Here is a 24,808-nt window from a genome sequence, read left to right as displayed (position 1 = left end):
GCGGGCCACACGGTGGCGTTGTCTGCCCCCAGCCTGTTCCCGGGCCTCGTCAGGTCGCCTGTTCAGGGTGGACGATCATCACCGGGCAGTCGGCGTGGTGCAGTAGCTGCTGACCGACCGATCCGAGCAGGCTGCCGACCAACGCGCCGTGGCCGCGGCTGCCGACGATCAGCAGAGTCGCCTCGCGGGACACGTCGATCAAATTCTTCGCCGGGCTACCGGGGCCGATGAGGGTCTTCACCCTCACTGCGGGGTACTTGTCCCGCCACGGCGCGAGTGTCGCTTCGAGGTCGCGGGCCGCGTCTCGCGAGGCCGCGTCCGGGTCGTAGGGCAACGGTGGCATACCCATTTCGTACGGTGGCGTCGGCACCGGGTAGCTGCGAACGGCGAGCAGCCCGCAACCGCGCCGCTGCGCCTGGTCGAATCCCAGTGCGAGGGCGCGCTGCGCCGAGGCCGAGCCGTCGACGCCGACCGTGATCGGACCGGATGGGGTTTCGCGTCGGCCGCCACGGACGATCACGACGGGACAGGTCGCGTGGGTGACGACCTGCTGGCTGACCGAGCCGAGCAGCAGGCTGGCGAAGCCGCCGCGTCCGCGGTTGCCGACCACGAGCATCGCCGCGCTGCGAGCAGCGTCCAGCAGGATGGAGATCGGGTCGCCGATCACCGCGGCGCCGGAGACCTCGATGCCCGGTTCGCAGGTGCGGGCCTCGGCGGCGGCCGCGGCTGCCATCTGATCGAACTGCTGCGCGATGACGTCCGGCAGTTCTGCCACGCCGTCGAACGCTTCGGCCGGCCCGTTCCACGTGTAGGCGGTGAGGATCTTCAATGGGACGCCGTGGAGGCGGGCCTCGGCGGCTGCCCATCGCACTGCGGTCCTGCTCTGCTCGGAGCCGTCGCTACCGACGACGATGTCGGGATGTCTCATCTCTGCCTCCAGATCGGGCAACGGTTGTGGGTGTTTCGTTGCGACGAACGATGTCCGACGGTGGTCGTCGCCACCGGTTGCTGGGCGAGCGACTCCCGGGTGCCTTGAAGGGTTGCGGTTTGCGTCGTGCCGCCCGACGCGACGGGTTCGAGGCCGCCGTTGGTTCCCCAGCCAACGGTTGGTATGTGACGTGTGTCAGGGCAGCCGTGGGGTGTAGCCGCCGCGGTCGAGGACGTCGTTGGAGCCTTCGAAGATGGGGAAGATCCGGCTGTCGCGTAGCGCCTTGGCTGCCGGGGAGTCGGCCATGTAGGCCTGTCCGCCGAGCAGTTGGAAGACCCGGTTGGCGGCGTACCAGTAGAACTCGCTGCCGGCGATCTTGGCGCCGGGTACGGTCAGGGCGAACCCGGCGAGTTTGCGGCCGGCTGCCAGATCCGGCAGGAACCGGGCTTTCTGGTCGTCGGAGCCGAACAGGTGGATCGGTTTCATGCCGATGGACTGGTGCACTCCCATGACCACGGACAGGCTGGCGTCGTAGCCGCCGAATTCCTCCATCACCCGGCAGTAGCCGGTCTGTGATAGTCCCTGCCCGCCGTATGCGGGTGCCACATACAGCCCGAGCAGGCCGCGATCGCCGAGACCGCGCACGATGTCGTCGCCGATCCACCGCTGCTTTTCGACCTTGTCCGGGTCGTAGGTGGTGTCGAGGAAGTCACGGGCGTCCGCCATCAGGGTGTCGACGCGGCCCTGCGCGTCAGGGCCGAGCCGTGGGTACGGCATCACCATCGTCGCGGGCAGCCGGCCGGTGAACAGGGCCTTGCCGAACGAGGGCGGCGGGCCGGTGGCGTCGGGGCCGGTTTCTGCCGGCTCGGCTGCCGGGGCGGTCACCGCGGTCAGGTCGCCGGCGGGCGGCGCGTTGCGCCGGGCTCGGGTGGTGGCGCCGCGACGGTGGGACTGCCGGGCCCGGACGATCGCGACGGGGCTGGCCGCGTGGTGCAGGACATCCTGGCTGGTGGAACCGAGCAGCAGGCCACCGAATCCGCCGCGGCCGCGGGACCCGACGACTGTCAGCGTCGCACCGGCCGATTCGGCGATCAGGACGGCGCCCGGCCGGCCGTGGACCAGTCTTTCCAGCACCGGCACGTTCGGGTACTTGTCGCGGTATCCGGCCAGCGCGTCGGTCAGCATCCGGGCACGGCCTTCGGGTCCGTCGGGCGCGGCGACCGCGGTGCGGTGGGCGTGGACCCCTACCACTCCTGTTCCGTGCAGGGCGGCGTGGGCGAAGGCGAAGTCGACGGCCAGGCTTGACAGGTCCGAGTCGTCCACGCCCACCACCACCTGGCCATGGGCAGGGTCAGACGTGCCGGGGCTGTGGCCGGCGTCGCTGTCGCGGACGACGATGACCGGGCAGGCAGCGTGCGCGGCGGTCTGCACGCCGACGGATCCCAGGAGCAGGCCGGTGAATCCGCCCAGGCCGCGGTGGCCGACGACCACAAGGTCCACGTCATGGGAAGCGTCGATCAGTGCCGCCGCGGGCACGTCCGCCGGCAGGTCGGTGCTGACCTGAAGGGTAGGTGCGGCGGCTCGGGCCCGGTCGGCCGCGGCCGACAGGATCTGTTCGGCGGCGTGCTGGAGTCCGGCGTCGGGCGGGCCTACCGCCGGTGGTCCCATCAGTTCGTTGGTCAGCGGCCATTGGAACGCGTGCACGATCCGCAGCGGACGGTGCCGGGCGACGGCCTCACGGGTGGCCCAGTCCAGGGCGTGCAGGCTGAGTGGAGAGCCGTCGACGCCCACCACGATCGCGGCGGCCAGGTCACTGGTCATGATCTGTTGCTCCTTCCGGAGGCGAGCGGCTGGGTGTCGCCGGGTGTGACATCCTCGAGGGCGATGCCGGGGTCAGCGAGCCGGGCGAGGTCGACCGGCTTGCTGCTGCGGATCAGGTTCTCGATCTGCGGTGTGACGTCCCAGACGTTGACGTTCATGCCGGCCATCACCCGCCCGCCGGCGGTCCAGAACGCGATGAACTCCCGCTTGGCGAGGTCGCCGCGCACCACGACGGTGTCGTAGCCGCCGGAAGGGGCGTAGCCGGTGTACTCCATGCCCAGGTCGTACTGGTCGGTGTAGAAGTAGGGAAGCCGGTCGTAGACGACCTCGGCGCCCAGCATGGACCGGGCGGCGGCCGGACCAGAGTGCAGCGCCATGGCCCAGTGCTCGACCCGCAGATGCGTGCCGTACACAGGGTGGTAGGCGTTGGCGATGTCCCCGGCGGCGTAGATACGCGGGTCGCTGCTGCGCAGCGCCTGGTCGACGACGATGCCGTTGTCGACGGTCAGTCCCGCCTGCTCGGCGAGCGCGACGTTGGGTTGGACCCCGACGCCGACGACGACCGCGTCGGCTGGCAGTTCGGTGCCGTCGTCCAGCACGACAGCGGATACCCGGCTCTCGCCGCGGAAGGCCCGCACGGTGGCGCCGAAGCGGAAGGTGACCCCGTGGTCGCGGTGCATGTCGGCGAAGACCCGGGCGATGCCCGGCCCGAGCACCCGCAGCAACGGCAGTTCGGAGTGTTCCACGACGGTGACGGTGGTGCCGTGCTGTCGGGCGGCGGCGGCGACTTCCAACCCGATCCAGCCGGCACCGACCACCACCAGGTGGCCGCCGTCGGCGAGCGCGGCCGCGATCCGGTCGCTGTCGGGCAGGGTCCGCAACGACAGCACCCCGTTGAGGTCGGCGCCGGGGACGTCCAAGCGGCGTGGTGTCGCACCGGTGGACAGCAGCAGCGCGTCGTAGCCGATGCGCTGACCGTCGCCCAGTTCGGCCTGCCGGGCTGCGCGGTCGACCGCGGATACATGGACGCCGGTTCGCAGGTCCACATCATGCGCGGCGTACCAGCCGGGTTCGTGCACGAACACCGACTCCCGCTCGGCCGTTCCGAGCAGCAGACCCTTGGACAGCGCCGGCCGCTCATAGGGCCGTTCGGGTTCTTCACCGAGCAGCACGATCTCGCCGCCGAAGCCGGTCTCCCGGAGCGTCTGCGCGGCCTTCGCCCCGGCCAGCCCTGCCCCGACGATCACGAACACGTGTGTGTCTTTCATCGACTTCTCTCCTTGCGATGCGTCGTCGTGGCTCGGTCTTCGGTGGCTAGGGCAGCGGTGCGTTCACGGGCCAGCGGCGGCGCCCGCGCTGGTGATGACGCTGGTAGGAATCGGGCAGGTCGGGGTTCACCCAGTTAGCCGGAGTCGGCATCGTTCGTTTGGCGACGGTGAGCAGCAGGGCCGCGTCCTCCAGGGCTGTCACCGAGTGTCGAACGTCGGGCACGATGAGTAGTTGACCGGTCGACACGTCGGTGGTGTCATCGCCGGCCGTGACCCGCACCCGCCCGCGTAGCACCTGCACGGTCGCCTCGCCCGGGTGGTCGTGCTCCTCGATCCGCTGGCCGCAGGCCAACGCGATCACGCTTTGGTAGAGCAGGTGCGGACGTCCGCCATCAATGGTGCGCATGTTGCGGCGGCTCGACGCGTTGAGCGCGCGGCTCAACAGTCCATCGACGAGCGCCGTCAACGGCCATTTCTCCATCACCAGCTCCTATCCGTGCGGCAAGGCGTCAACGCCGGCGGTCGACGGTTTCGCCGCACACCGCCGGTCGTCGCGGTGGCGCCGGGATCGGCGTGACCGCGCTGCTCGGGCGGTCTCCGGTGCCGGCTGCGGGTGCCGCCCGGTGAGGGCGGTGAAGACGCCGGTGAGTTCCAGGACGCGGCGGACTTGGCGCTGCGGGTTGACCACCGTGTAGCGGTGTCCCCGGCTGACGGCGGTGTTGCGGCCGACCACCAGCGCGCCGATACCGGCGCAGTCCAGGAACGTCACCCGGGCCAGGTCGACGACCACGGCGATGCGGTCCGGTGTCTGCAGGGTGTCCTGAAGAGCTGATACCAGCGCGTCGACGGCGCCCATGTCCACGTCGCCGGCGAGGGCAAGCGTGACCAGGCGGTCGTCACTGTGATGTCGAGTCAACGAGAAACGCATGAAGGCCTCCGGGCGGTGTGCCGATGTCCTGTCGCGTGCATCGTCGTGCGGTGGCGCTCGTCGTCGGTGCCGGTGGTGTCAGCCGGTCTGCCTGCGCTGGCACGGCACGCAGAACCGGGCATGCGGCAGGATCTCCAGTCGTTGCAGCGAAATGTCGGCCGTGCAGCGTTCGCAGCTGCCGTAGCTACCCTCGGCCATGCGACGCAGCGCGTGAGCGGTGTCGGACACCGCCTGGCGGGCCGACGCGATGAGCGCGGCGAGAGTGTCGTGGTCGTAGCCGCCGTGGCTCCGCTGCCGGCTGCGCACGGTGAGCTCGGCGAGTTGGTCGGTGCTCCGTTGGAACTGCTCCTCCAAGCTGGTGCGGAGCAGGTCGATCGGATCCTGCACGGTGCTGGTCACCTCAATGGTCCTTTCACAGCTCGAGTAGCGGCTACGGATGCCAACCACCGCCAGACCGGCTGGGTGGGTGTGGCACTGCCACGGTGCGGGCGGTGGCCATCTACGGTGACTTCCGCCCGGGGTGAAGGGCTGCCGGCTCAGCGCATAGACGGCGCGTGGCGCGGCGTGGACACGTGCTCGACGTTCCACAGCCGAGTCCCGCCACTGTCATGATCGCCGGTCGATGTCGGATGCGACCGGCGCGTCCCGGGGCAACCGGGCGGTCGAACACCGTTCCTCGGGACGGCCGCACGCGGCCCGCTGCCAGGGTCAGCATGTGACTTGTCACCGTCGGCCTCCCGGCTCGTTCCAGAACAACCACCGTCTGTCCAGCCTGTGCCGCCCTGAACGCGATGGCAGCGGGCCGCACCGGTCAACACCAAGGCGCGTGGTTGCCGACCGTCCGCAAGCACGGGACCCTCAGCACCCGGTCCTGAGTGCCACCGCCCGGGATGCGACCCCGACAACGGGTACGGCCTAACCAGGTCCGCCGCCCGCACGGCCAATCATCTCGAGGTGGTTCGCTGCCGCCTGGGTGACAAGCGTGAATCAGCTCGGCTGCAGGGTGGCTTCGACGCTGATCCGAGCACCGGCGAACAGCCGTGAGACGGGGCACAATGCGGCTTCGTCGTCCACTAGCTTCTGAAAGCCTGCCGCGTCGAGCCCGGGCACCCAGCCGTCCACGCGCAGCGTGGAGGAGACGATGGTCGGTACGCCGTCGACGTCGTCCAGGGTCACCGTTGCCGCGACGTTGAGGCGATCCGGTGGCGTGTGGGCCTTGCCGAGCAGCAGCGTGAGTGCCATCGCGAAGCAGGACGAGTGAGCGGCGCCAACCAATTCCTCGGGACTGGTCTTGCCGCCGGGCGTCTCCGTGCGCGCCGCCCAGGTCACGTCCAGCCCGTCGAGTGCGTCGCTCCCCGAGCGGATCACTCCGCCGCCGGCGGTCAACGAGCCTTCCCAGGTCGTTTCTGCGGTTCGTTGGGCAATACTCATCTGCGACTCCTCAAGTATCGATGCGGTGACGGGTGACGGGGCTGCGCGGCATGGAACTGCTGGATCGTGGCCACGTGGCCCTCGTTCTGCCCTGTTCATGGACACTGCTCTGCAGCGACGACCGCCGGCCGGACGACTCTGTTATCGAGCCGACGTCGCCTCGATCACCATCAATGATTGCCGTCGGTCCGGTCCGGCACAGGTGCCGTCGCCGGTCAGGTCGGGTGCCGCAACTTGCCGATGCTCGGCATTACGGCGCTCACGACACCGCGGCGCGGGCCAGCGAATCGGACGGTCGCCTACACCACCAATCCCGTCAGCCTCTGGCCGGCCAGCCCTCGTCGGGTCTGCCGACACCGCGTGGACGTGGCCGGCACACGGAACTCGCACCCGATCATCGCTCGCGTATCGCGCGGAGCCGCCGGACCGATCCCCCGCCGCGGTGATCGGCCTCCGCCTGGCCCCTTCCGGGGAGACACCACCAGGTCGAGCTGATGCCGGGGTAGGGCAACCATGGCGCCCGGCGTTGCCGGGACCCGGCAATCTGTCACCGCGCTAGGTGCTGGCCACACACCTGTCCCGCGATGAGGGCATGGCGCGAGCATTGCGACGACACCTCGCACCGCGGTCCGTGTGGCAATCCGCGACCGATTTCCATCGAGGAGGACTGACCTATGGAAAGGCAGGTAAGGCTCCGCCGGGTCTACCATGATCCCTCACCCGATGACGGCGCCCGGGTGCTGGTCGACCGGTTGTGGCCACGCGGTCTGACCAAGGCTGCGGTCCATCTCGATGAGTGGGTGAAGGACATCGCGCCGTCCACGCCGCTGCGCCGCTGGTACGGCCACCGACCGGAACGCTTCACGGAGTTCCGGGACCGCTACCTGGTCGAACTCCGCGACGCCCGACCAGCAGCCGCCCTCGACCGGCTCCGGGAACTGACCCGCGCGAGGACCGTCACGCTGCTGACGGCCACCCGAGACGTCGAGCACAGCCAGGCAGCCGTCCTCAGTGACCTTCTACGCGGCGCCCGAACAGCCCGTGACCCGGCGCCGAAGGTGCCTGGTTCGACCCCACGCCGCCGCCGGGTGAACGTCGGCGGTCCGCCGCATACGAACGCTCAGGAGGCCTGAGTATGAGACATGAGGCGACGGCGGTCGACCGGCTGCCTGCTGTCGCGTTCACCGACGCTGCTACCGCAGCCGGGAAGGCGCCGTCGATCCTCAACACCCAACCGTGGCTGTGGCGGGTACACCCGGAACGGCTGGACCTGGTCGCCGCCCGCAGCCGCCAGCTGACGGCCGGAGACCCTCAGGGCCGGCAGCTGATGCTCAGCTGCGGGGCCGCGCTGCACCACGCCCGGATCGCACTCGCCGCTGACGGCTGGTCGGCGCACGTTACCCGGTTCCCGCAAGCAAACGATCCGGACCTGCTGGCCACGCTCGTGGTGTACGGCCGGACGCCGGTGACGATGGAGGCGCTGCGCCTGGCGCACGCGATACGCATCCGGCACACCGACCGGCGGCCGGTGAGCGAGCGGTCCATACCCGAGGTGGGGTTGCGGGCCGTCGCGGCCGCGGCCTGCGCGGAAGGCAGCCTGCACATCCTCTCCTCCAACAACGTGGCGGAGCTGGGTTCCGCGGCAGGCCGGGCCGCGGCGGTGGAAGCCGGCGACCCGCAGATCGCCGCGGAACTGACGTACTGGACCGGCCACGCCCAGCTGTCGGGCGCCGGCCTCCCCGACAGTGTGCTGCCCGAGCACCCCACGCAGACCACCGTGCCCAGTCGCGACTTCGGTCGGCCCGGGACACTGCCGGTCGGCGGCGGGCACGACCGGACCGCGGTCTACGCGCTGCTGTTCGGCGACGGTGACGGACCGCAGGACTGGCTGCGTGCCGGAGAGGCGCTGTCGGCGGCCTGGTTGACCGCGACCACCATCGGCGTGTCGGTGGTGCCGCTCAGCGGTGTCGTCGAGGTCGCCGCCAGCTGGCACACCCTGTGGCACCTACTCGCCGGCCTCGGCCACCCGTACCTCGCCCTGCGGCTGGGGATCGCCGATCCGGAACAGCACGGGCCGCCACCGCGAACACCGCGGCTTGCTGTCACACAGGTGATCGACACCTCCGCGGTGCCCTCGGACCAGCTCTGATCCCACGCGCACCGGGGGTGTCGCCACTCATCGACACCAGATCTCTTGGCCCTCGACGCGTTTCACCCGAGTTGCGTAGGTGGGTAGCCGGGTTCAGCGGTAGCTCGAGTTAACCCGTCCCGCTCAACCGTTACGAAGGCGACCGATGGGAGATCCTGCGATGCAGTACGCACGCGACGGCGCGATGTCCGCTCTGGTCCTTGGTTTCTTCGCGTCCTGCTGGTTCGGGTGGGCGCAGGAGAAGCCCCCGCCGGTGTGGCGGTCACCGCTGATCGTGGGCGCGGCGCTGAGTCTGATCGTCGCCGTGGTCGGTGCGGCGTTCGGCATCGCCGCGGTAGGCGCCGCAGTGATCGCCCTCTGCGGAGGCGGCGAGCACATCGCGGCGCGGGTCTGCCTGGTGGTAGGCGTGCACTTCTGGCCGATGTCACCGGTCCTGAAAAGCCCGTCCCTGGTGGCGCTGGGGGCGCTGTTGGCTGGTGTCGCGGTCGGAGCCGTCCTCGTCTCCCGAACTACCGCCGTCGCCACCAGTGCCATCACGGGTGCGGGGGCCGGGCTGGCCCTGCTCGGCTTCGCCAGCTGGGCTGAGCTCTCGGCCATCGCGTAGTCCGAGCGAGCCGGAACTGCGACTACGCCGCCGACCCGCTCCACCCGTGAGTTCGGCGCGTTCAGGCCGTGGTAGCCAATTGGGCGGTCGCGCGCTTCGGCGTGGCGCGCCACTGTTCGGAGCCGAAGACCTCGTAGCGGATCTGGCCATCGCTGATCCCGCGGCGGTGCAGCCCAGCCCGGACGCTCTGCATGAACGGCACCGGGCCGCACATGTAGACCTCGGAGCCGGGGTGCAGCGGGATGACGTCGGTGTCGACGAAACCGTGGTACGCGTCCGGGACGTCGCTCGCCTGCTCGTACCAGACGAAGGTGGTGCAGGACGTCAGCCGCGAGCCGTGGCCGGCCATTTCCAGGCGCAGCGGGTGGCGTTCGGCGCTGCGGTCGGCGTGCACGATCGTGACCTGCCGGGTCGGCTGGGTACGGGCCACGTGGTCCAGGATCGCGGCCATCGGGGTGATGCCCACCCCGGCGCTGACCAGGACGAGCGGCGCCGCGCTGTCGCGCAGGGTGAGGTCGCCGTACGGGTGGCTCAGCCGCAGCCGGTCGCCGGCGTCGACCTGGTCGTGCAGGAAGGTCGAAACCACGCCGTCCGGGGCGCCATCGCTGCCGCGTACCCTCCGCACGGTGATCCGCAGGGTGCCGCCGGTGGCCGCCTGGGAGAGCGAGTACTGCCGCAGTTGGCGGCTGCCGTCCGGCAAGTCGGCGGCGACGGTCACATACTGGCCCGGCAGGAAAGCGGGGGCCGGGAGCCCGTCGACGGGGGTCAGGATGAACGACATCGTGTCGTGCGCTTCGGCGATCTTCTTCGCTACCAGGTAGTCGCGCCACGGGTCGGCGCCATCCACCCCGGCTTCGGCATACAGACGGGCCTCGCGGCCGATAAGCCGAGCGGCGAAGAGCCAGTAGACCTCGTCCCAGGCGGCGGCCACCGCGGGGGTGACCGCGTCGCCCAGCGTCGCGCCGACCGCGCCCATCAGGTAGCGACCGACCATCGTGTACTGCTCCGGGCGGATGCCCAGCGCGCAGTGCCGCTGCGCAATGCGCTCCACGATGTGGTCGAAGACCACGCTCTTCGGGCCCGCGCCGACCAGGTGCGCGGCGAAGGCCGCGACCGCGCCGGCCAGGGCGCTGCGCTGCTCACCGGTGGCCTGCGCACTACGGCTGAACAGGTCGAGCAACTCCGGATTCTCGCCGAGCATCGTCTCGTAGAAGGTGCCGGAGATCTGGTCGAGGTGCTTGCCGACGACCGGCAGGGTGGCCTCGATGACCGGGGCGCTGGTGGCAGAGAGCATCGGTTTCTCCTGGTGACGGATGGAACGGTCAGCGCCGGCCGAGACTGAGCAGTACTTGCCGGACGGGCGGGGCGCTCAGATCGCCGACGGTGATCGGGTCGAGGGCGGCGTAGAACGCCTCTTGGGCGCGGCGCAGCGCCCCGCGCAGCAGACAGTCCCGGCTCAGCGGGCAGGCCTGCTCGCCCTCGCAGTCGACGACCTCGGTATCGCCCTCCAGCTTCCGGACTAGCCCGCCGATCGACGCGGTGTGCGCGATACCGGCGAGGCGCACCCCGCCGCTGCGGCCCCGAACGGTCTCCAGCAGCCCCAGATGCTGCAGTCGCTGCACCACCTTGGCCAGGTGGTGCCGCGGCACCGCGAGCACCTCGGCCAGCTCGTCGATGGTCAGCCGGTCGTCGCGCACCGCGCTGAGCATGAGGATGCGAAGACTGATATCCGTGGATCTGTTGAGCCGCACGAACCGACCCTACCGATAAGAGGACTCTCAGGGTCTTCTTTATGAGCGGTGTCACGGCGATGGGACCCGAAGGCCCCACGGTCGCTGGGACATGCCGTCGCCAGGATCCCCCGTCCGGGCAGTGGATGGACTGCGTGAGGTGATCACCGCCGGATGGCTTTGGTCTCGCCCCGCATCGATGTTCCGACGAATGCGCCGACCGCCAGCCTCAAACCTGGAAACCTGGCCGGGGCGGCGCTGTTGCCCGCCCGGGAACCGCGATTGCGTAGGGATTCTCGTCCTGCACCACGTCGATGCTGCCGGCGATCCTGCTGCGGACCGCCACCGCCCGGTGCCGGACGTTGTCGTGCAACGCTGCCCCGGCCCACTCGGCGCGGTACTCATTGGCGAACCCCCGTCCCACACTGATCGTGAGCATGACCCTGATGACCACGGGCGTCGGTGTGCTCACCGATGAAGTAGGACACGACGGCCGCGGCAGTCAGCAGTCTCGGCTGGTCAGCTGCGTGGCGGCAGGGGTCATAACGCGCCGTTCGCGCGCAGTTTGTCCAGTAGCAGGTGAAAGTAGACGAGGCCCTCGTAGGGACGCCACGGAGATGTCAACTGCTGGATACGATCGTAGGTCGGCTTGCCGGCGAGGTGGAACAACCGTTGCAGGTTGTTCTGCGCCCCGACGTCGTCGCCCGGGAAGGTGTCCAGCCTTCCGAGTCCTCGCAGCAGTACATACTCCGCGGACCACCGGCCGATGCCGTGCACGCGCGACAGCGCGGCGACAGCCTGGTCGTTGTTCAAGCCCTCAAGCCGCTCCAGATCCACACTCGTGTCGACGACATGGACGGCGAGCTGCTGGATCGCCCGCGCCTTCTGGCGGCTGAACCCGAGCTCGCGAATCGCTTCCTCGCCCACGTCGGCCAGGTCGGCCGCTGCGGGGAACGCGTGCCGCACACCATCGTGATCAACAAGGTGCGGCCCGAATCGCTGCGACAACCGGTTCAACACGATGATCCCCAGATCCAGGGTCACCTGCTGGCAGGCGATCGCATTGACCAGTCCCTCGAAGACGGTCGGAAAGCGAGGCGGGCGCAGCCCGCGGAACCGCTGCACCAGCGGACCGATGGCAGGGTCGTCATCGGCGAGCTCGTAGAAGGGCCGCAGATCGACCGCTAGCCCGAACATCTTCTGGACGAGCAGGCCGGCCTCGTTCAAGGCCCGCTCGCTGATGGGTGTTGCCGATTCCACGGTGACCATCAGCGTCGGTTGGACGCCGGTTGTCGCCTGAACGGCTGTCAGCCGTGCGGGGTGTCCGTCGGCGATGATGACGCGGCTGTACTGGCCGTCGTCCCACCGGTCGACGGTGTTCTTCCAGCGTCGTCGCAACGCCCAGGCCGTCAGATCCAGCCGAAAGGGAGAGGGTGCAGGCAGAACAATCGTGGCTTGTGCCATATCCGGTCCCAAATACTGTAGCGGCGGGCGCGGCGTACCCGTTCTGGTGACGGCCCGGGGACGGCTGCGGTGAGCCGGAACCGCCCGGCCATCGGCGACCCGCGCTGCAAAGGTCGTCCTGGGTGTTCCGGGAGGGAATGCGTCACGGAACACCGCTCGTCCGGTCGGCGAGCATCATGCGGCTACACCGAGTGTGCTGCGGGCCTCGCGGATCATCTGGTGGGTGAAGCCCCATTCGTTGTCGTACCAGGCCATCACCTTGACCAGCGTGCCGTCCACGACGCGGGTCAGGTCCAGGTCGATGACAGCGGCGCGTGCATCTCCGACGATGTCGGCGGAGACCAGAGGATCCTGCGAGACACCGAGAATGCCGTGGTAGCGCTCGTCGGTGGCCTCTTGCCGGAACGCGGCGTTGACTTCCTCAACGGTGGTCGGCCGGCTCGCGACAAACACGATGTCGGCGACCGACCCGGCCGGGATCGGTGCGCGTACCGCGATGCCGTCGAGCCTGTCGGCCAGCTCGGGTACCGCGCGGGTGGTCGCCCGGGCCGCCCCGGTCGAGGTCGGCACGAGGTTAGCGGCCCCGGCCCGACCGCGCCGGAAGCTCTTGGCGGGGCCGTCGACCAGCTGTTGGCCAGCGGTGTAGGCGTGGATGGTCGTCATCACCGCCCGTTGGACACCGATGTGACGGTGAGCGATTTCGATGACCGGGGTGATGCAATTGGTGGTGCAGCTGGCGCAGGAAACGATCTGTGGTGCGCCGTCGGGACGGTTCACGCCGTGCACCACGGTGGGTACCGCCTCCGACGATGTCGGGGCGGACAGGATCACGAAGGAGGCGCCGGCTTGCAGGTGCTTCTTGAGCTCGTCCTCGGTTTTGAAGACGCCGGTGCATTCCAGGACCAGGTCGACGCCGAGGTCGGCCCACGGCAGCTTCGCCGGGTCGCGTTCGGTGAACGTCGCGATCCGTCGACCGTCGACGAGCAGCGCCCCGTCTTCGGTGCTGACCAGGCGGTGGTAGCGGCCGTAGACGGTGTCGTACCTGAGCAGGTAGGCCAGGTTGTCGACGTCGGCGACATCGTTGACCGCGACGAGGTTCAACCCGTCGGCGTCCAGCAGGATCCTCAACGCCGCACGGCCGATGCGGCCCAGCCCGTTGATCGCCACGTTCGGCATCTCAGACCACCTTCCTCTAGGTTCATTGGGTTTCGTTCCGCGCGTACCTGCCGGTGAAGGTTGTAAGGCAGTCGCCGGCGACGGTCGGGGCGTGTCGTGATCATCTGGCACCCGGGTGTGTCAGCTAGTCCATTCGGTCGCCGTGCTCCGCATGCAGGTCGCTCAGGTACTTGTCGGCGCAGCGACGCGCGCAGTAGCGGACAGAGATCAACGTGACAACGCCCAGAACCAGCCCTAAGCCGATCTTGTCGGCGTTCAGCAATGCGACAGCGATCGTGATGAGGGCGATGGCGAGGGTGAGTGCGGGTAGCTGGCACTTGAGGCCCATCCGTTCCTCCATCCCGGTGGCAGCGACAGGTGATACGCGAGGCTGCGTCGGTCGACGACGTGGCTACCGGCAACGACCTGATCGGAACTCCGCCGGTGGGTCCACGCCCGGTGCGATCTGGCACCATGTTCGTCGCGCCTACGCCGGCAGGGCAGGCGGGCGCAGCACCAATCTGGACTCGCTTGGTTGCCGACGGGCGGCAATCTGCCCGGTGCCGCCCAACCGAACAGGACCGGAGCGGCGTCTGAACCGGGGCGCCTTTCGTCGCTTCTCTGGCGATGCTTGCTCATGACCGGCAATCCGGGGCCACCAATGTGTCCGTCGCCGACCCTGTGCGCACAGGGCAAACCGATTCACCGTTGAGGAGAGCGGCTGCGCGGTGGACTGGCACCAGAAGCTGCGCGTCTTTGCTCGCGGGACGGGTTGGGCAAACCCGGGCGGGGACGAGAGTCCACCGCAGGGCCGTCCCGGACTTTCGGCGCAGGGCTGGTTACGGCGACGCCAGCCATCCGAGTCCTTGCCGGTCGCACCGAGCGGCGTGCAGCCGCCAATCAGGCTCTGGCGGGCGCTGCGGAGACACCGCGCCGGAGCGAGGAACGGAGACCAAGCCCGACCGTCTTCGACACACGTCCAGAAGAAGGGGATCATCATGCATTTCTCTATGCATCGACTGGCATCGCTGCTCGCCGCTGCGCCGAGCCATCGCGTCTCATGTCCCGCGACGGGTGGCGACGTCGGCCGGGCCCACAAGGCGCCCGCCGGCAACGCCGACTTGAACGTCGTGTCGTGCTCCCTGCCGCGCGGACGTTCGCTCGGCACCAGCGCAGTGGTGGAGGTCTTGCGATGAGCAGGGTCGTGGTAGTCGGCTTCGACGGTTCGGCGACAGCCCGGTCCGCGGTTCACTACGGCGCGTGGGAGGCCGTGCGGCGCGGCTGTGGCCTGCGCATCGTGCATGCCTTCGGCTGGCAGGTGATCGGGCCGCCCTTCCACGTCCCGTACGATCAGCGCGATCAAGGGCCGCGGGCGGCGATGCTGGACCTGTTGGCGCGAAACGCACAGCAGGCCCGCGCCGATCATCCTTCCCTGTCGGTGACCACTCGCCTGATCGACGGTTCGCCTGGCGAGGTGCTGGTCGACCTCTCACGCGACGCTGAGCTGCTCGTCGTTGGTCATCGCGGCCTGGGCGGGTTCGCCGGGCTCTTGGCGGGCTCGGTGGCTGCCCAGGCCTCAGCGCACGCGTGTTGCCCGGTCGTGGTCGTGCGCGGCGACACCCCTTGCGATGACGCGCCGGTCGTGCTCGGCACCGATGGTTCACCCGGGGCCAACAGGGCGGCAGAGATCGCCTTCGCGCAGGCGCAACTACGCGACGTCGAGCTGATCCTGGCCCATCATCAGCCGGCGCGCAGCAGCTCCGCGGGTGCGATCGCGGCGGGCGACCCCGGGTTCTGGGTCACGGTCGGCGATCCTGCGGCAGGCGCGCTCGGCGTCGGCGCGCGCTATCCGGACGTCAAGTACCGTACCGAGGTCGTGCCGGGCGATTCCGTCGCCGCGGCGTTGATCGCCCTCGTCCGCCGCATGTCGGCCGGCCTGCTGGTCGTCGGCTCCCGGGGACTGGGGGGCTTCCGTGGGCTGGTGATGGGCTCGACGTCGCGGAACCTGATCGAGCACGCCCCGTGCCCGGTGATGGTCGTTCCGGCGATCCACGACGGGGATTGACGGCGTGCCGTCATATCGATGTGTCGGGCTCGGCCCGGGCTCGCATCCACCGAGAGGGTATGAGGTGTGACGGGCGGTTGCCGTGGTTCGGCAGGTCCGACTTTCGCAGTTTGCTGTTGTCGGCCCTGTCGATGGGATCAGGTCAAGCCGGATGCTGTCCGTGGACAAACGACGGATCGGCAGGCGGCGGCTCGCGTCCGCCGCCTGCACCGGTCACATGAAACGGAGACGCCACGAGGCGGGCTGCACGGTAGGTCGTTGCGGACGGTCGCCAGTCGGAAAGGAGCAGCATGCTCAGCGACGCAGAACAGCGCAGGTTGACGGAGATCGAACGCGGACTGCGGTCAGAAGACCCCGAGTTCGCCGATCGATTCGGCCATGCCCTGCAGAGCCGCCCGCACAAGTGGCGCGGCATGACTCCACGCACCTGGCTGATCGCAGCCGTGCTGATCATGGGCTTGGCGGGGTTGACGACCAGCCTCGGAATCGCGCTCATCGCGGTCGGTGTGGCCGGCGTGAGCGCGGCCATCTGGATCACCGACCACACCCGATGGGCCAATGATCGACGACCACCACAGCCATAGGGCGGCGGCCCGCTCACAGACCGACCGGTGACCGCGCCCGCGGACGATGCAACAAGAGTCCGGGCGTCAGTGCGGGTCTGCATGGTGAATGCCGGGCGCCGCTCGACCAGCGGCATCCGACGAGAGGGCCTGCCCACCGCTCGCAGAGCCACGCCCATCGACCGAGCCCCGTTCATTCTGACCGATACGATGATCGGCGATTCGGTAGCGCAGGTAGAGCGACACTGTCGTCCCCCGCATACGGAGTCGTGCCGCGTCCGCCGGTGGCACCGCCCACGTGCCCATGCCAGTTCGGTCAATGACAGTCGCATCTGCGCACGGCGGCGTGCGAAGGGAGCACCATGACCACCACCGCTGCGTTGCGCGTCGGTCAACGGCGACCGGACAAGGATCTGGTCGCCGCGGAACTTGCCGCCGCCACGTTCCTCACCGCCCTCGGTGTCGACCTGACAGCCGGTGGGCTTGCCGAGAGCCTGGTCAGTGACGGTCGGGTCGAGCGCACAACCACCGACTCTCGCAGCCCGGGACGTCCACCGCAACTGTTCCATGCGGTACGGCGCATGGATCCGATGGGTCCCCGGCACTTCCGGGTGCTCGCCGAAGTACTCGCCGAGGTGATCGCGACCGATCCTGATCCGAGCAGCCGGGTCTTGGCGACCGGACGCCTCTGGGGACGTCACCAGGCGTCCACCATCACCGACGCCACCGCACCGGACGAAGCACCCGACCCGGATGAATCTGTTGAGCGACTGATGCGGTTGCTCGACGAGTTAGGCTTCGCACCCGAGCGACCCGCCGGTGGCGACCGGCCACAGATCGACCTGCGGCACTGCCCGTTTTTCGAGCTCGCGATCAGTCGGACCGACGTCGTGTGCCCGGTACACCTGGGCCTGATGCAGGGCGCGATGCAGTCGTGGGCCTCGCCCATCACGGTCGACCGACTCGACCCCTTTGTTCAACCAGACCGGTGCGTGGCCCACCTGAGCGCTGTCGGAGGATCCTGATGGATGCCCTGTCGTTGACCGCCCTGGCCGAGGAGCAAGTCGCCGCGGCTCATGCCTCGTCGGCCGGGCGTAGCGCCCGCACGATCCACGGCGGGCAGACACATGCCCTGCGTCAGACGGTGCTCGCCCTAGCGGCGGGCCAGAGGCTCGGCGAGCACGAGAGCCCCGGTGAGGCAACGCTGCAGGTCCTGGCCGGGCGGGTACGCCTGAGTGCCGGCGACGACTCCTGGGAAGCGGCCACAGGTGACTATCTGATCATCCCACCGGCCCGCCATGACCTGACCGCGATCGACGACTCCGCGGTCTTGCTGAGCGTCGTCACCGACCGACGGGAGTGACCGCCTCGGCCGACCACCCGGCAGGGCCGAGCAACCCGCCGGCGCAGCAGTTGAGCGCGACGTCGCCGCCCGCCCCGCGGCGCGGTTCACAGCCGAACCCGGCAACCGTCCTGACCGCGATCGGCGTCTGTTCGGTGGTGATCGGTGGCCTGGTCGCCGCGGTCACCGAGCCACTCGATCTGGCGCACGGCAGCTGGCTCGCGGCCTATCTGGTGCTGGTCGGTGGCGTGACGCAGTGCGCCATGGGCCAGGCCCGGATCCAGGGACCCGAGGTCATAGCGCCGCGCGGCAGCTGGGCACAGATCGGCTGCTGGAACGTGGGCAACGCCCTGGTGATCGGTGGAACCCTGACCGGTGAACCCTTGGCGGTCGATTTCGGCTCGGCGCTGCTGGTCATCGCGTTGGCGATCGCCTTCCGCGCCGCACGACCCGGTGCGGGTTCGGCTACTAGCTCGGCCGCCGGTGGGTTGTCAGCGCTGGTCGGCCATGTCCACCGGACGCTGCTGCTCGTGCTGGCTGTCAGCATCCCGATCGGCATGGCGCTGGCACACCTGCGACACCCCTGACCGCCGTCGCCGACTGCCGCTGCTGCTGAGCGGCTTCGCGCCGCAGCGGATGATTCCGCTCCATCGCCGCGACACTGCATGCACACGTTGGGCGCACGCCCCCATCGGGCCAGCCCGAGCTGCTTGTCGCCTCGGTGAGACATCCGGCGAATCACAGCTGGGCCGGCCCCTTCCCTACTCGGCGGACCCTTCGGTGCTGCCGGGCGTGGCCGCGTCGATCTCATTCAGCCGGTACAGCTCAATCGCCCTAGCGGGCGAGGACGCGTCGATTTCTCCACCGTCGGCGAGTTGGGAGAGGACCCGCAGCACGATGGAGGGTGCGTCGACGTGGAAGTGGCGGCGCAGCGCCCCGCGGGTATCGGAGTGCCCGAAGCCGTCGGTGCCCAGGGAGGACCAGGTGCCAGGCACGAACGGTGCGATCTGGTCGGGGACGGCTCGCATCCAGTCGGACACGGCGGTGACGGGGCCTGGCGCCTCGGTCAGCCGGCGGGTGACGTAGGGGATTCTGCGTGGCCGGTCGGGGTGGGTGAGGTTCCAGGCGTCGGCGGCGATGGCCTCGCGGCGCAGTTCGGTCCAGGACGTCACCGACCAGACGTCGGCGGCGATGCGCCAGTCGTCGCGCAGCAGCCGTTGTGCCTGCAGCGCCCATTGCACGGCGATGCCGGAGGCCAGGATCTGCGCCCGCGGGCAGCCGGTTTCCTCGGCGGTGCTGTAGAGGTGCATGCCGGCGAGGATGCCGTCGACGTCGGTGTCGGCCGGCTGGCCGGGCTGGGTGATGGGTCCGTTGTACAGGGTCAGGTAGTAGAAGACGTTTGCGTCCTCACCGTTGCGGGTTTCGCCGTACATGCGGCGCAGGCCGTCGCGGACGATGTGGCCCAGTTCGAACGCGAACGCGGCGTCGTAGGCGACGCAGGCGGGGTTGGTGGCGGCCAGAAGCAGCGAGTGGCCGTCTTCGTGTTGCAGTCCCTCGCCGTTGAGGGTGGTCCGGCCGGCGGTGGCACCGAGCAGGAAGCCGCGGGTCATCTGGTCGGCGGCCGCCCACAGGCCGTCGCCGGTGCGTTGGAACCCGAACATGGAGTAGAAGATGTAGATCGGGATCATGGGTTCGGCGTGGGTGGCGTAGGAGGTCCCGGCCGCGGTCCAGGACGCGGTGGCGCCGGCTTCGGTGATGCCCTCGTGCAGCAGGACGCCCTGGGTGTCCTCCTGGTAGCTGAGCATGAGTTCCCGGTCCACGGACAGGTAGTGCTGTCCGTGCGGGGAGTAGATCTTCTTGGACGGGAACAGGGCGTCCAGGCCGAAGGTGCGGGCCTCGTCCGGGATGATCGGCACGAACCGGTGACCGATGTGCGGGTCCTTCATCAGGTCCTTAAGCAACCGGACGAACGCCATCGTCGTGGCGACCTGTTGCCGGCCGGAACCGCGGGCGGCGACCGCGTACGCCCCGGCGCCGGGCAGGGCGAGGCGCAGGTTTCGCGTGGGACGGTCCGGCAGATAGCCGCCCAGGACACGGCGACGCTCGTGCAGGTACTCCAGCTCCGGGGAACCGTCGGACGGGCGGTAGTACGGCGGCAGTATCTCGTCGAGTGCCGTATCGGGAATCTCGAGATGTAGCCGGTCCCGGAAGCCCTTGAGGTCGTCGAGGGTGAGTTTCTTCATCTGGTGGGTGGCGTTGCGTCCCTCGAAGTGCGACCCGAGTGTCCAGCCCTTGATGGTCTTGGCCAGGATCACGGTCGGCTGGCCGGTGTGCGTCACGGCGGCCTGGTACGCCGCGTACAGCTTCTTGTAGTCGTGGCCGCCGCGGGTGAGTCCCCAGATCTGGTCGTCGGACATGTCCGCAACCATTGCGGCGGTGCGCGGGTCACGGCCGAAGAAGTGTTCCCGTACGAACGCCCCGGATGCGGCTTTGTAGCTCTGGTAGTCGCCGTCCGGGGTGACGCTCATCAGGTTGAGCAGCGCGCCGTTGGTATCCGCGGCGAGCAGCGGGTCCCACTGCCGGCCCCAGATCACCTTGATGACGTTCCATCCGGCGCCGCGGAAGTACGCCTCCAACTCCTGGATGATCTTGCCGTTGCCGCGGACCGGGCCGTCGAGGCGCTGCAGGTTGCAGTTGATGACGAAGGTGAGGTTGTCGAGGTTCTCGCGGGCGGCCACGCCGATCGCGCCGAGCGCTTCGATCTCGTCCATCTCGCCGTCGCCGAGGAACGCCCACACCCGCTGGCGGCTGGTGTCGGTGATCCCGCGGTGGTGCAGGTAGCGGTTGAACCGGGCCTGGTAGATGGCGTTGATCGCGCCGAGGCCCATCGAGACGGTCGGGAACTGCCAGAAGCCGGGCATCAGCCGCGGATGCGGGTAGGACGGCAGGCCGCCGCCGGGATGCGACAGCTCCTGGCGGAACCCGTCGAGCTGATGTTCGGTCAGGCGGCCCTCGAGGAAGGCCCGTGCGTAGATGCCCGGGGAGGCATGGCCTTGGAAGTAGATCTGGTCGCCGCCGCCCTGCGCGTGGGGGCCGCGGAAGAAGTGGTTGAACCCGACCTCGTACAGCGACGCGGCCGAGGCGTAGGTGGAGATGTGCCCGCCGACCCCGATCCCGGGTCGCTGCGCCCTGTGCACCATGATCGCGGCGTTCCACCTGATGTAGGCGCGGAGGCGCCGTTCGATGTCCTCGTCGCCGGGAAACACCGGCTCCAGCTGCGGCGGGATGGTGTTGAGGTAGTCGCTGCTGTGCAGTCCGGGAACACCGACGTGCTGTTCGCGGGCCCGCTGCAGCACGCTGAGCATCAGATACCGGGCCCGATCGGTTCCGGCGTGTTCTACGACCGCGTCGAGGGAGTCCCGCCATTCCTGGGTCTCGGCGGGGTCCAGGTCGACCAGTTGGCTGGGCAGCGCGCCGCTGGTCAGTGGCTGCCGGTGGAGTTCTGCGGTCATGGCGTGGGCCTTTCTCACAGCGTTGCCGTGCTGTTGTCTCGACTGCCTGATCGGATGGCGCATCGCGCACGCCCGGGGCAAACGTTGACGTCCATGGGTCCAGGTGACGGGATCGTCGTGGTGGTTGAAACGGCCGGGCCGATGGTCGCTGGACCGTGCGGATTGCGGTCGGCGCGCTGGCCGGGGGACCCGGCATCGGGTGGCGGACTCATGGCATGAGCCGTAGGGCGACCACGATCCCGAGCGTGGGCAGGAGAATGACTTTGGCGCATTCGGCGGCGATGTAGGCCAGGTGAAGACGCGATCGTGGTGGTACCTGCCCGCCGATGATTTGGTGGGCACGACGGTCCAAGCGGGGGCGTAACACCGCCACCTGGACGACCAGGAGCGCCCAGAGCCCGATCAGCACTGTCGTCGGGACGCCCGCGATGGTGGATCTGCCGGCAGTGCTCGTGAGCACCGCCAGTGTGAGCGCGGCGGCGAGGAGGAGTTCCGCGGCGTTGAGCGCCCGGAAGACCAGCCGGCCGATGCCGAGCCCGAGCGGCAGGGTGATGCCCGGCGCCCGGAACTTCAACGGGGTCTCCAGGAACGAGATCGCCAGGACCATGCCGAGCCAGACGAACGGGACAGCGAGAAGCACCACGGCAGCCAGGCGAGCGGTCACGGCTTGCCTCCGGAGCCGGTCGACGGCGGGATCTGTCGCCCGGGGGACGGCGTGGTCACGGGAGTGATCCGGGCGAGGCACAGATGCGGCTGGACGAACGGTTGCAGACTGACCGCGGCGGGCAGGGCATCAACGTCGGCCAGAGCCCGCCGCAGCAGACCCCGATGGATCGAGCAGACGACGTCCGGGTGTTTTATAGCGACCGCGCGGAACGGGCAGGCATGCAGCCGGATCTCCAGGCTGTCACCGTCGCGGACGAGATCGGGCTCGAAGCCCAACTCCGCGAACACCGCGTTCACGTGTACCGCCGCCTCGGCCAGAGTCGCGGCGGGAACCGCCGGTCCCGGTTCCTGGTGTCCGGCCCCAATCCCAGCCGGCCTGTTCGGCCCGCCGCGCCCGTTGCTCACTGTCCCCGGCCCAACGCGTGGCGAGGATCCCGGACAGCAGTTCGTAGCCGGCCTGCCCGCCGGCGACGGCGCGGCTGGCCGGCAGACAGAGCCGTCGAGGTCGCCCGCGTGTACCGGACTGGACGGCCCGGCTGGTAACCAGCCCCGCGTCGGTGAGGACGTCCAGATGGAAGCGGACCATCGGCGAACACGACACGGGTGAACGCTTCGAACGCGTCGTGGGTCTCGGGTGCGAGCTCTTTGCGCTGCGCGGCGATCTCGGGAGTGGTCGGGTGATACATGGGATCGCTCACGGGTGGGCTCCTGTCCAGGTAGAGGGTTTGAACATCGAGCAGGGTGGGCGGTTCTGTCAGTAGCGCAGGGTCGCGGCTATCGGGTTGGCGTCGGGCATGCGTGGGGCGGGCACGGCGTAGACGGTGCCGGCGTGGCGCAGCGTTGCCGCGGCGGCGAGGTCGAGTTGATCGCTCGTGGTGGGTGTGTCGGTGAGCAGGATCAGCGGCTCGCGGTCCGTGCCGGTGCGCCATGCGGGGGTGTCGGTGCAGAGGAACAGTGTCTCGACCTGGCACTGCCGGGCTGCCGCGACGATCTCGTCGGGTGTGTTGCTGGTGCGTCCGGTGCCGTGCAACGCACGGTATCCGGCGGCGGCTGCGGTCTCTTGGCCGCGCAGCACGGGTTCGACCAGCGCCCACGCCCGGCGGTGGAGTTGATCGGGATTCGTGTCCCGTGGGCTGCCGTCGATGCCGTCGGGCAGTAGCTCAGAATGCGTGTTGGCCTGGTGGTAGATGGCTTGCAGGTAGCGCACACCGGCGAGGACGACGGGGGCTTGGTCACCGGCGAGGAGCTCGCGCAGGGCCTGGCCGACGCGCCGGAAGTGCTGCAACATCAGAGGCTTGACGTCGTGGTCGTCACCGCCGTGGAACACAGCCCGGCCGCCAGCGCCTCCGCGGTCGGCGAGGAAGGCGTGCACCTGTGGTCGCCGGCGCGGCATGCTCAGCCACACCGCCAGCGGGAGCCCGTCGAGGTTGACCTGGTCGAGGCCGAACCGGGTGCCGTGGAACAGCCGGATCTCGTCCTGGCTCAGTGCCAGGATGTAGAAGTGGCCGCCCGCGTTCAACAGCGGTAGCAGCGGTCGGACCATGAACCGGTCGCCGACGGTCACCAGTTCGGGTAACCGCAACGCAACCCGCAGGTGTTCGAGGCCGTCCGGTCCGAGGAACACCGCCAGACCGTCGCTGGGCTGGTCCCACAACCCCACCAGGTCGAGGAGTCGATGCCCGGGCTCGAGTATCGCGTCGATCCGAGCGGTGGGTATGCCGTCGGTGCGCAGCGCGTGGTGCGCGTGCTGGAGCTGGTTCTTCAGCCGGATGCGGTTACGCCCGGTATGAGGCCCGCCGCGGTGGGTGGGCAGGAAGATGGAGACCAGTATGCCGCCGCGCTGGTCGGCAAGCCGGAGCAGATCATGCGCGTTCAGGATGTCCATGCTCACCTCTCATGGGAAGTCGACCGGCGCGCCCAAGGGGCGAGCGCCTCCCCGACTCGATGCCGGCATCTTCGTGGCTGGACCAGCGCTTGCGCGCGTGCCCCAGGCTGGGCGGCCCTCGCAGTCACCATCGGCATCCACATCGGTGAGTGGTCACCAGTTGGCCGGTGGGTCACTCGCCGGGAATGATTGCCTGCCCCATTCGTCGACAATGTCACCGGCGAGCCCGCTGGAGTCGTCGTCGATTCCCGGCGGCTGCCGGGGCGCATCCGGTGTTCGGTCGTGCAGATCGATGATCGTGTCGTGGTGTCCGCCGTCCGGACGCGATGGCACCGGCGATGGGCGCGGGTCCGCCTGCGGCCTGGTCATTGCAGTGCCGCCGATCGAGTCAGGATCTGCTGCTCGTGGTCGCCGATCCGGTCTGCGGGTCCGCTGCCGGCTGACCAGGCGGGAGGGCGCCCGATCCACCAGCCGAGCAGAGGATCACGCTCGGTCGCCTGACGCGCGGGAGCCGCCGCGACGGTGTCGTCGACGTCAAAGGTGAGCTGGTCGACGACGTCGGTGACGCCGGGGACAGCCTCGCTCAGCCGGGCGGCGGCGACGACGGTCGTCTTGCGCGCGGTGCGCCCGGTGAGGGTGACGACACCGTCATCGACGGCAACCTGGACATCCCCCGGCGGGATCCACAGCGTACGACGCAGGACCTGGTGGATCACCTCGTCGCGGACGGCGTCGAGCCGAGCGTGGACCTTCAACAGGTCCGACCGGGTGACGATGCCTCGCAGTCGGCGGTCGCCGTCGACGACCAGCAGCCGGCCGACCTCGCTGCGGTACATCACCCGGGCCGCCGCGGGCAGCGGCGCGTTGGCTTCGATGGTCAACGCCGGGCCGCTCATCACCTCCACGGCGGTGCCCTGCGGCCACCACACCGGCGGCGCCGCCCACCGGCGCCACCAACCGACATGCGGCGGGCTGTCCGGCGCACCGATGTCGATCTTCCCTCGCAGGTCGGTCCAGGAGACCACGCCGAGCACCACGTCGAAGCCGTCGACGATTGGCACGGCGGTGATCTGCCGGTCGGTGAGCACAGCGACGATCTCCGCGACCGACGCGTCCTCGGGTGCGGAGATCACGTCCGTGGTCATCACATCGCGTACCCGCCACTGCGGCATGCTGTTCCTCCTGTCGGCGACGATCTTGTGAGGTGCGCGGCGGCGCAACCGATCGGTGGTGACGAATGCTGGCGTGATGGGGGCGAGACCGTTGGGGTTTGGGTCGACCAGACCGCCGTCTGCGT

The 24,808-nt window shown here is 69.4% G+C and carries 26 protein-coding genes; 8 read left to right on the top strand and 18 right to left on the bottom strand.

The window, feature by feature from the left end:
- Positions 1 to 49 precede the first annotated feature (49 nt).
- The 7 genes from FB453_RS26545 to FB453_RS26515 form a co-directional block, all read right to left on the bottom strand.
- Complete coding sequence (locus FB453_RS26545; protein ID WP_145794626.1) at positions 50 to 928, bottom strand: universal stress protein; 879 nt, start codon at positions 926 to 928, stop codon at positions 50 to 52.
- 195 nt (positions 929 to 1,123) lie between these two features.
- Positions 1,124 to 2,749: a universal stress protein gene (locus FB453_RS26540; RefSeq protein ID WP_145794623.1), complete on the bottom strand. Its 1,626-nt coding sequence runs from the start codon at positions 2,747 to 2,749 to the stop codon at positions 1,124 to 1,126.
- The gene (locus tag FB453_RS26535; RefSeq protein WP_145794621.1) at positions 2,746 to 4,017 is read right to left on the bottom strand and encodes an FAD-dependent oxidoreductase; all 1,272 of its coding nucleotides are present in this window, start codon (positions 4,015 to 4,017) and stop codon (positions 2,746 to 2,748) included. Before FB453_RS26535 ends, FB453_RS26540 begins: the two co-directional genes overlap by 4 nt.
- Before the next feature lie 46 nt (positions 4,018 to 4,063).
- On the bottom strand, positions 4,064 to 4,498 hold the full coding sequence (locus tag FB453_RS26530; protein WP_145794619.1) for a cupin domain-containing protein: 435 nt from the start codon (positions 4,496 to 4,498) through the stop codon (positions 4,064 to 4,066).
- 9 nt (positions 4,499 to 4,507) lie between these two features.
- Positions 4,508 to 4,945 (bottom strand): STAS domain-containing protein, encoded by a 438-nt coding sequence (locus tag FB453_RS26525; RefSeq protein WP_145794616.1) that lies wholly within the window; start codon positions 4,943 to 4,945, stop codon positions 4,508 to 4,510.
- Between the two features lie 78 nt (positions 4,946 to 5,023).
- Positions 5,024 to 5,344, bottom strand: coding sequence for a TraR/DksA family transcriptional regulator (locus FB453_RS26520; protein ID WP_244295413.1), 321 nt, complete (start codon positions 5,342 to 5,344; stop codon positions 5,024 to 5,026).
- 588 nt (positions 5,345 to 5,932) lie between these two features.
- On the bottom strand, positions 5,933 to 6,376 hold the full coding sequence (locus FB453_RS26515) for an OsmC family peroxiredoxin (RefSeq protein WP_145794613.1): 444 nt from the start codon (positions 6,374 to 6,376) through the stop codon (positions 5,933 to 5,935).
- A gap of 674 nt (positions 6,377 to 7,050) precedes the next feature.
- Here FB453_RS26515 and FB453_RS26510 point away from each other — a divergent pair.
- The 3 genes from FB453_RS26510 (at position 7,051) to FB453_RS26500 (ending at position 9,129) form a co-directional block, all read left to right on the top strand.
- The gene (locus FB453_RS26510; protein WP_145794611.1) at positions 7,051 to 7,509 is read left to right on the top strand and encodes a DUF488 family protein, N3 subclade; all 459 of its coding nucleotides are present in this window, start codon (positions 7,051 to 7,053) and stop codon (positions 7,507 to 7,509) included.
- Between the two features lie 2 nt (positions 7,510 to 7,511).
- Entirely contained in the window at positions 7,512 to 8,525 is a 1,014-nt protein-coding gene (locus tag FB453_RS26505; protein WP_145794609.1) for an Acg family FMN-binding oxidoreductase, read from the top strand.
- A 160-nt stretch (positions 8,526 to 8,685) separates the two neighbouring features.
- Positions 8,686 to 9,129, top strand: coding sequence for a hypothetical protein (locus tag FB453_RS26500; RefSeq protein ID WP_145794607.1), 444 nt, complete (start codon positions 8,686 to 8,688; stop codon positions 9,127 to 9,129).
- A gap of 61 nt (positions 9,130 to 9,190) precedes the next feature.
- Here the strand turns inward: FB453_RS26500 and FB453_RS26495 are convergent, their stop codons facing one another.
- From FB453_RS26495 to FB453_RS26470, 6 genes are all read right to left on the bottom strand, one after another.
- Entirely contained in the window at positions 9,191 to 10,423 is a 1,233-nt protein-coding gene (locus FB453_RS26495; RefSeq protein WP_145794604.1) for a globin domain-containing protein, read from the bottom strand.
- A gap of 28 nt (positions 10,424 to 10,451) precedes the next feature.
- Positions 10,452 to 10,880 (bottom strand): Rrf2 family transcriptional regulator, encoded by a 429-nt coding sequence (locus FB453_RS26490; protein ID WP_145794602.1) that lies wholly within the window; start codon positions 10,878 to 10,880, stop codon positions 10,452 to 10,454.
- Positions 10,881 to 11,088: 208 nt separating this feature from the next.
- Positions 11,089 to 11,298: a hypothetical protein gene (locus FB453_RS34420; protein ID WP_186718572.1), complete on the bottom strand. Its 210-nt coding sequence runs from the start codon at positions 11,296 to 11,298 to the stop codon at positions 11,089 to 11,091.
- A gap of 101 nt (positions 11,299 to 11,399) precedes the next feature.
- A complete protein-coding gene (locus tag FB453_RS26480) occupies positions 11,400 to 12,323 on the bottom strand; it encodes a DNA-3-methyladenine glycosylase family protein (protein ID WP_145794599.1) in 924 nt (307 codons plus the stop codon).
- Positions 12,324 to 12,497: 174 nt separating this feature from the next.
- Positions 12,498 to 13,499 (bottom strand): type I glyceraldehyde-3-phosphate dehydrogenase, encoded by a 1,002-nt coding sequence (gene gap / locus FB453_RS26475; RefSeq protein ID WP_145794597.1) that lies wholly within the window; start codon positions 13,497 to 13,499, stop codon positions 12,498 to 12,500.
- Positions 13,500 to 13,623: 124 nt separating this feature from the next.
- Entirely contained in the window at positions 13,624 to 13,827 is a 204-nt protein-coding gene (locus FB453_RS26470; protein ID WP_145794594.1) for a hypothetical protein, read from the bottom strand.
- A gap of 843 nt (positions 13,828 to 14,670) precedes the next feature.
- On the opposite strand from FB453_RS26470, the gene FB453_RS26465 reads away from it, so the two are divergent.
- The 5 genes from FB453_RS26465 (at position 14,671) to FB453_RS26445 (ending at position 18,035) form a co-directional block, all read left to right on the top strand.
- Positions 14,671 to 15,543 (top strand): universal stress protein, encoded by an 873-nt coding sequence (locus tag FB453_RS26465; protein ID WP_186718570.1) that lies wholly within the window; start codon positions 14,671 to 14,673, stop codon positions 15,541 to 15,543.
- Between the two features lie 290 nt (positions 15,544 to 15,833).
- Positions 15,834 to 16,127, top strand: coding sequence for a DUF3040 domain-containing protein (locus tag FB453_RS26460; protein ID WP_145794590.1), 294 nt, complete (start codon positions 15,834 to 15,836; stop codon positions 16,125 to 16,127).
- A 341-nt stretch (positions 16,128 to 16,468) separates the two neighbouring features.
- The gene (locus FB453_RS26455; RefSeq protein ID WP_145794588.1) at positions 16,469 to 17,131 is read left to right on the top strand and encodes a helix-turn-helix domain-containing protein; all 663 of its coding nucleotides are present in this window, start codon (positions 16,469 to 16,471) and stop codon (positions 17,129 to 17,131) included.
- The gene (locus FB453_RS26450; protein ID WP_112674638.1) at positions 17,131 to 17,469 is read left to right on the top strand and encodes a cupin domain-containing protein; all 339 of its coding nucleotides are present in this window, start codon (positions 17,131 to 17,133) and stop codon (positions 17,467 to 17,469) included. Before FB453_RS26455 ends, FB453_RS26450 begins: the two co-directional genes overlap by 1 nt.
- A complete protein-coding gene (locus FB453_RS26445; RefSeq protein WP_145794585.1) occupies positions 17,466 to 18,035 on the top strand; it encodes a hypothetical protein in 570 nt (189 codons plus the stop codon). The genes FB453_RS26450 and FB453_RS26445 overlap by 4 nt, the downstream gene beginning before the upstream one ends.
- Before the next feature lie 174 nt (positions 18,036 to 18,209).
- Here FB453_RS26445 and aceE read toward each other — a convergent pair whose 3' ends face one another.
- The 5 genes from aceE to FB453_RS26420 form a co-directional block, all read right to left on the bottom strand.
- A complete protein-coding gene (aceE, locus tag FB453_RS26440; RefSeq protein ID WP_145794582.1) occupies positions 18,210 to 20,960 on the bottom strand; it encodes a pyruvate dehydrogenase (acetyl-transferring), homodimeric type in 2,751 nt (916 codons plus the stop codon).
- A gap of 208 nt (positions 20,961 to 21,168) precedes the next feature.
- Positions 21,169 to 21,624: a hypothetical protein gene (locus tag FB453_RS26435; RefSeq protein ID WP_222431417.1), complete on the bottom strand. Its 456-nt coding sequence runs from the start codon at positions 21,622 to 21,624 to the stop codon at positions 21,169 to 21,171.
- Complete coding sequence (locus FB453_RS26430; protein ID WP_145794579.1) at positions 21,621 to 21,923, bottom strand: helix-turn-helix domain-containing protein; 303 nt, start codon at positions 21,921 to 21,923, stop codon at positions 21,621 to 21,623. Before FB453_RS26430 ends, FB453_RS26435 begins: the two co-directional genes overlap by 4 nt.
- A gap of 457 nt (positions 21,924 to 22,380) precedes the next feature.
- Positions 22,381 to 23,511 carry a baeRF3 domain-containing protein gene (locus FB453_RS26425; protein WP_145794577.1) on the bottom strand — a complete coding sequence of 377 codons (1,131 nt, stop codon included), beginning with the start codon at positions 23,509 to 23,511 and terminating at the stop codon, positions 22,381 to 22,383.
- 365 nt (positions 23,512 to 23,876) lie between these two features.
- Positions 23,877 to 24,683, bottom strand: a complete 807-nt coding sequence (locus FB453_RS26420) for a CBS domain-containing protein (RefSeq protein ID WP_186718568.1) — start codon at positions 24,681 to 24,683, stop codon at positions 23,877 to 23,879.
- Positions 24,684 to 24,808 lie beyond the last annotated feature (125 nt).

Source organism: Micromonospora sp. CNZ322 (assembly GCF_007827755.1).
This window is presented reverse-complemented; position numbering and strand designations above follow the sequence as displayed.

Coding starts and splice junctions, on each gene's coding strand:
- FB453_RS26545 (WP_145794626.1), bottom strand. CDS start 928: ATGAGACATCCCGACATCGTCGTCGGTAGCGACGGCTCCGAGCAGAGC.
- FB453_RS26530 (WP_145794619.1), bottom strand. CDS start 4,498: ATGGAGAAATGGCCGTTGACGGCGCTCGTCGATGGACTGTTGAGCCGC.
- FB453_RS26450 (WP_112674638.1), top strand. CDS start 17,131: ATGGATGCCCTGTCGTTGACCGCCCTGGCCGAGGAGCAAGTCGCCGCG.
- FB453_RS26515 (WP_145794613.1), bottom strand. CDS start 6,376: ATGAGTATTGCCCAACGAACCGCAGAAACGACCTGGGAAGGCTCGTTG.
- FB453_RS26525 (WP_145794616.1), bottom strand. CDS start 4,945: ATGCGTTTCTCGTTGACTCGACATCACAGTGACGACCGCCTGGTCACG.
- FB453_RS26455 (WP_145794588.1), top strand. CDS start 16,469: ATGACCACCACCGCTGCGTTGCGCGTCGGTCAACGGCGACCGGACAAG.
- FB453_RS26540 (WP_145794623.1), bottom strand. CDS start 2,749: ATGACCAGTGACCTGGCCGCCGCGATCGTGGTGGGCGTCGACGGCTCT.
- FB453_RS26510 (WP_145794611.1), top strand. CDS start 7,051: ATGGAAAGGCAGGTAAGGCTCCGCCGGGTCTACCATGATCCCTCACCC.
- FB453_RS26425 (WP_145794577.1), bottom strand. CDS start 23,511: ATGGACATCCTGAACGCGCATGATCTGCTCCGGCTTGCCGACCAGCGC.
- FB453_RS26535 (WP_145794621.1), bottom strand. CDS start 4,017: ATGAAAGACACACACGTGTTCGTGATCGTCGGGGCAGGGCTGGCCGGG.
- FB453_RS26470 (WP_145794594.1), bottom strand. CDS start 13,827: ATGGGCCTCAAGTGCCAGCTACCCGCACTCACCCTCGCCATCGCCCTC.
- FB453_RS26460 (WP_145794590.1), top strand. CDS start 15,834: ATGCTCAGCGACGCAGAACAGCGCAGGTTGACGGAGATCGAACGCGGA.
- FB453_RS26420 (WP_186718568.1), bottom strand. CDS start 24,683: ATGCCGCAGTGGCGGGTACGCGATGTGATGACCACGGACGTGATCTCC.
- FB453_RS26500 (WP_145794607.1), top strand. CDS start 8,686: ATGCAGTACGCACGCGACGGCGCGATGTCCGCTCTGGTCCTTGGTTTC.
- FB453_RS26480 (WP_145794599.1), bottom strand. CDS start 12,323: ATGGCACAAGCCACGATTGTTCTGCCTGCACCCTCTCCCTTTCGGCTG.
- FB453_RS26495 (WP_145794604.1), bottom strand. CDS start 10,423: ATGCTCTCTGCCACCAGCGCCCCGGTCATCGAGGCCACCCTGCCGGTC.
- aceE (WP_145794582.1), bottom strand. CDS start 20,960: ATGACCGCAGAACTCCACCGGCAGCCACTGACCAGCGGCGCGCTGCCC.
- FB453_RS34420 (WP_186718572.1), bottom strand. CDS start 11,298: ATGCTCACGATCAGTGTGGGACGGGGGTTCGCCAATGAGTACCGCGCC.
- gap (WP_145794597.1), bottom strand. CDS start 13,499: ATGCCGAACGTGGCGATCAACGGGCTGGGCCGCATCGGCCGTGCGGCG.
- FB453_RS26465 (WP_186718570.1), top strand. CDS start 14,671: ATGAGCAGGGTCGTGGTAGTCGGCTTCGACGGTTCGGCGACAGCCCGG.
- FB453_RS26505 (WP_145794609.1), top strand. CDS start 7,512: ATGAGACATGAGGCGACGGCGGTCGACCGGCTGCCTGCTGTCGCGTTC.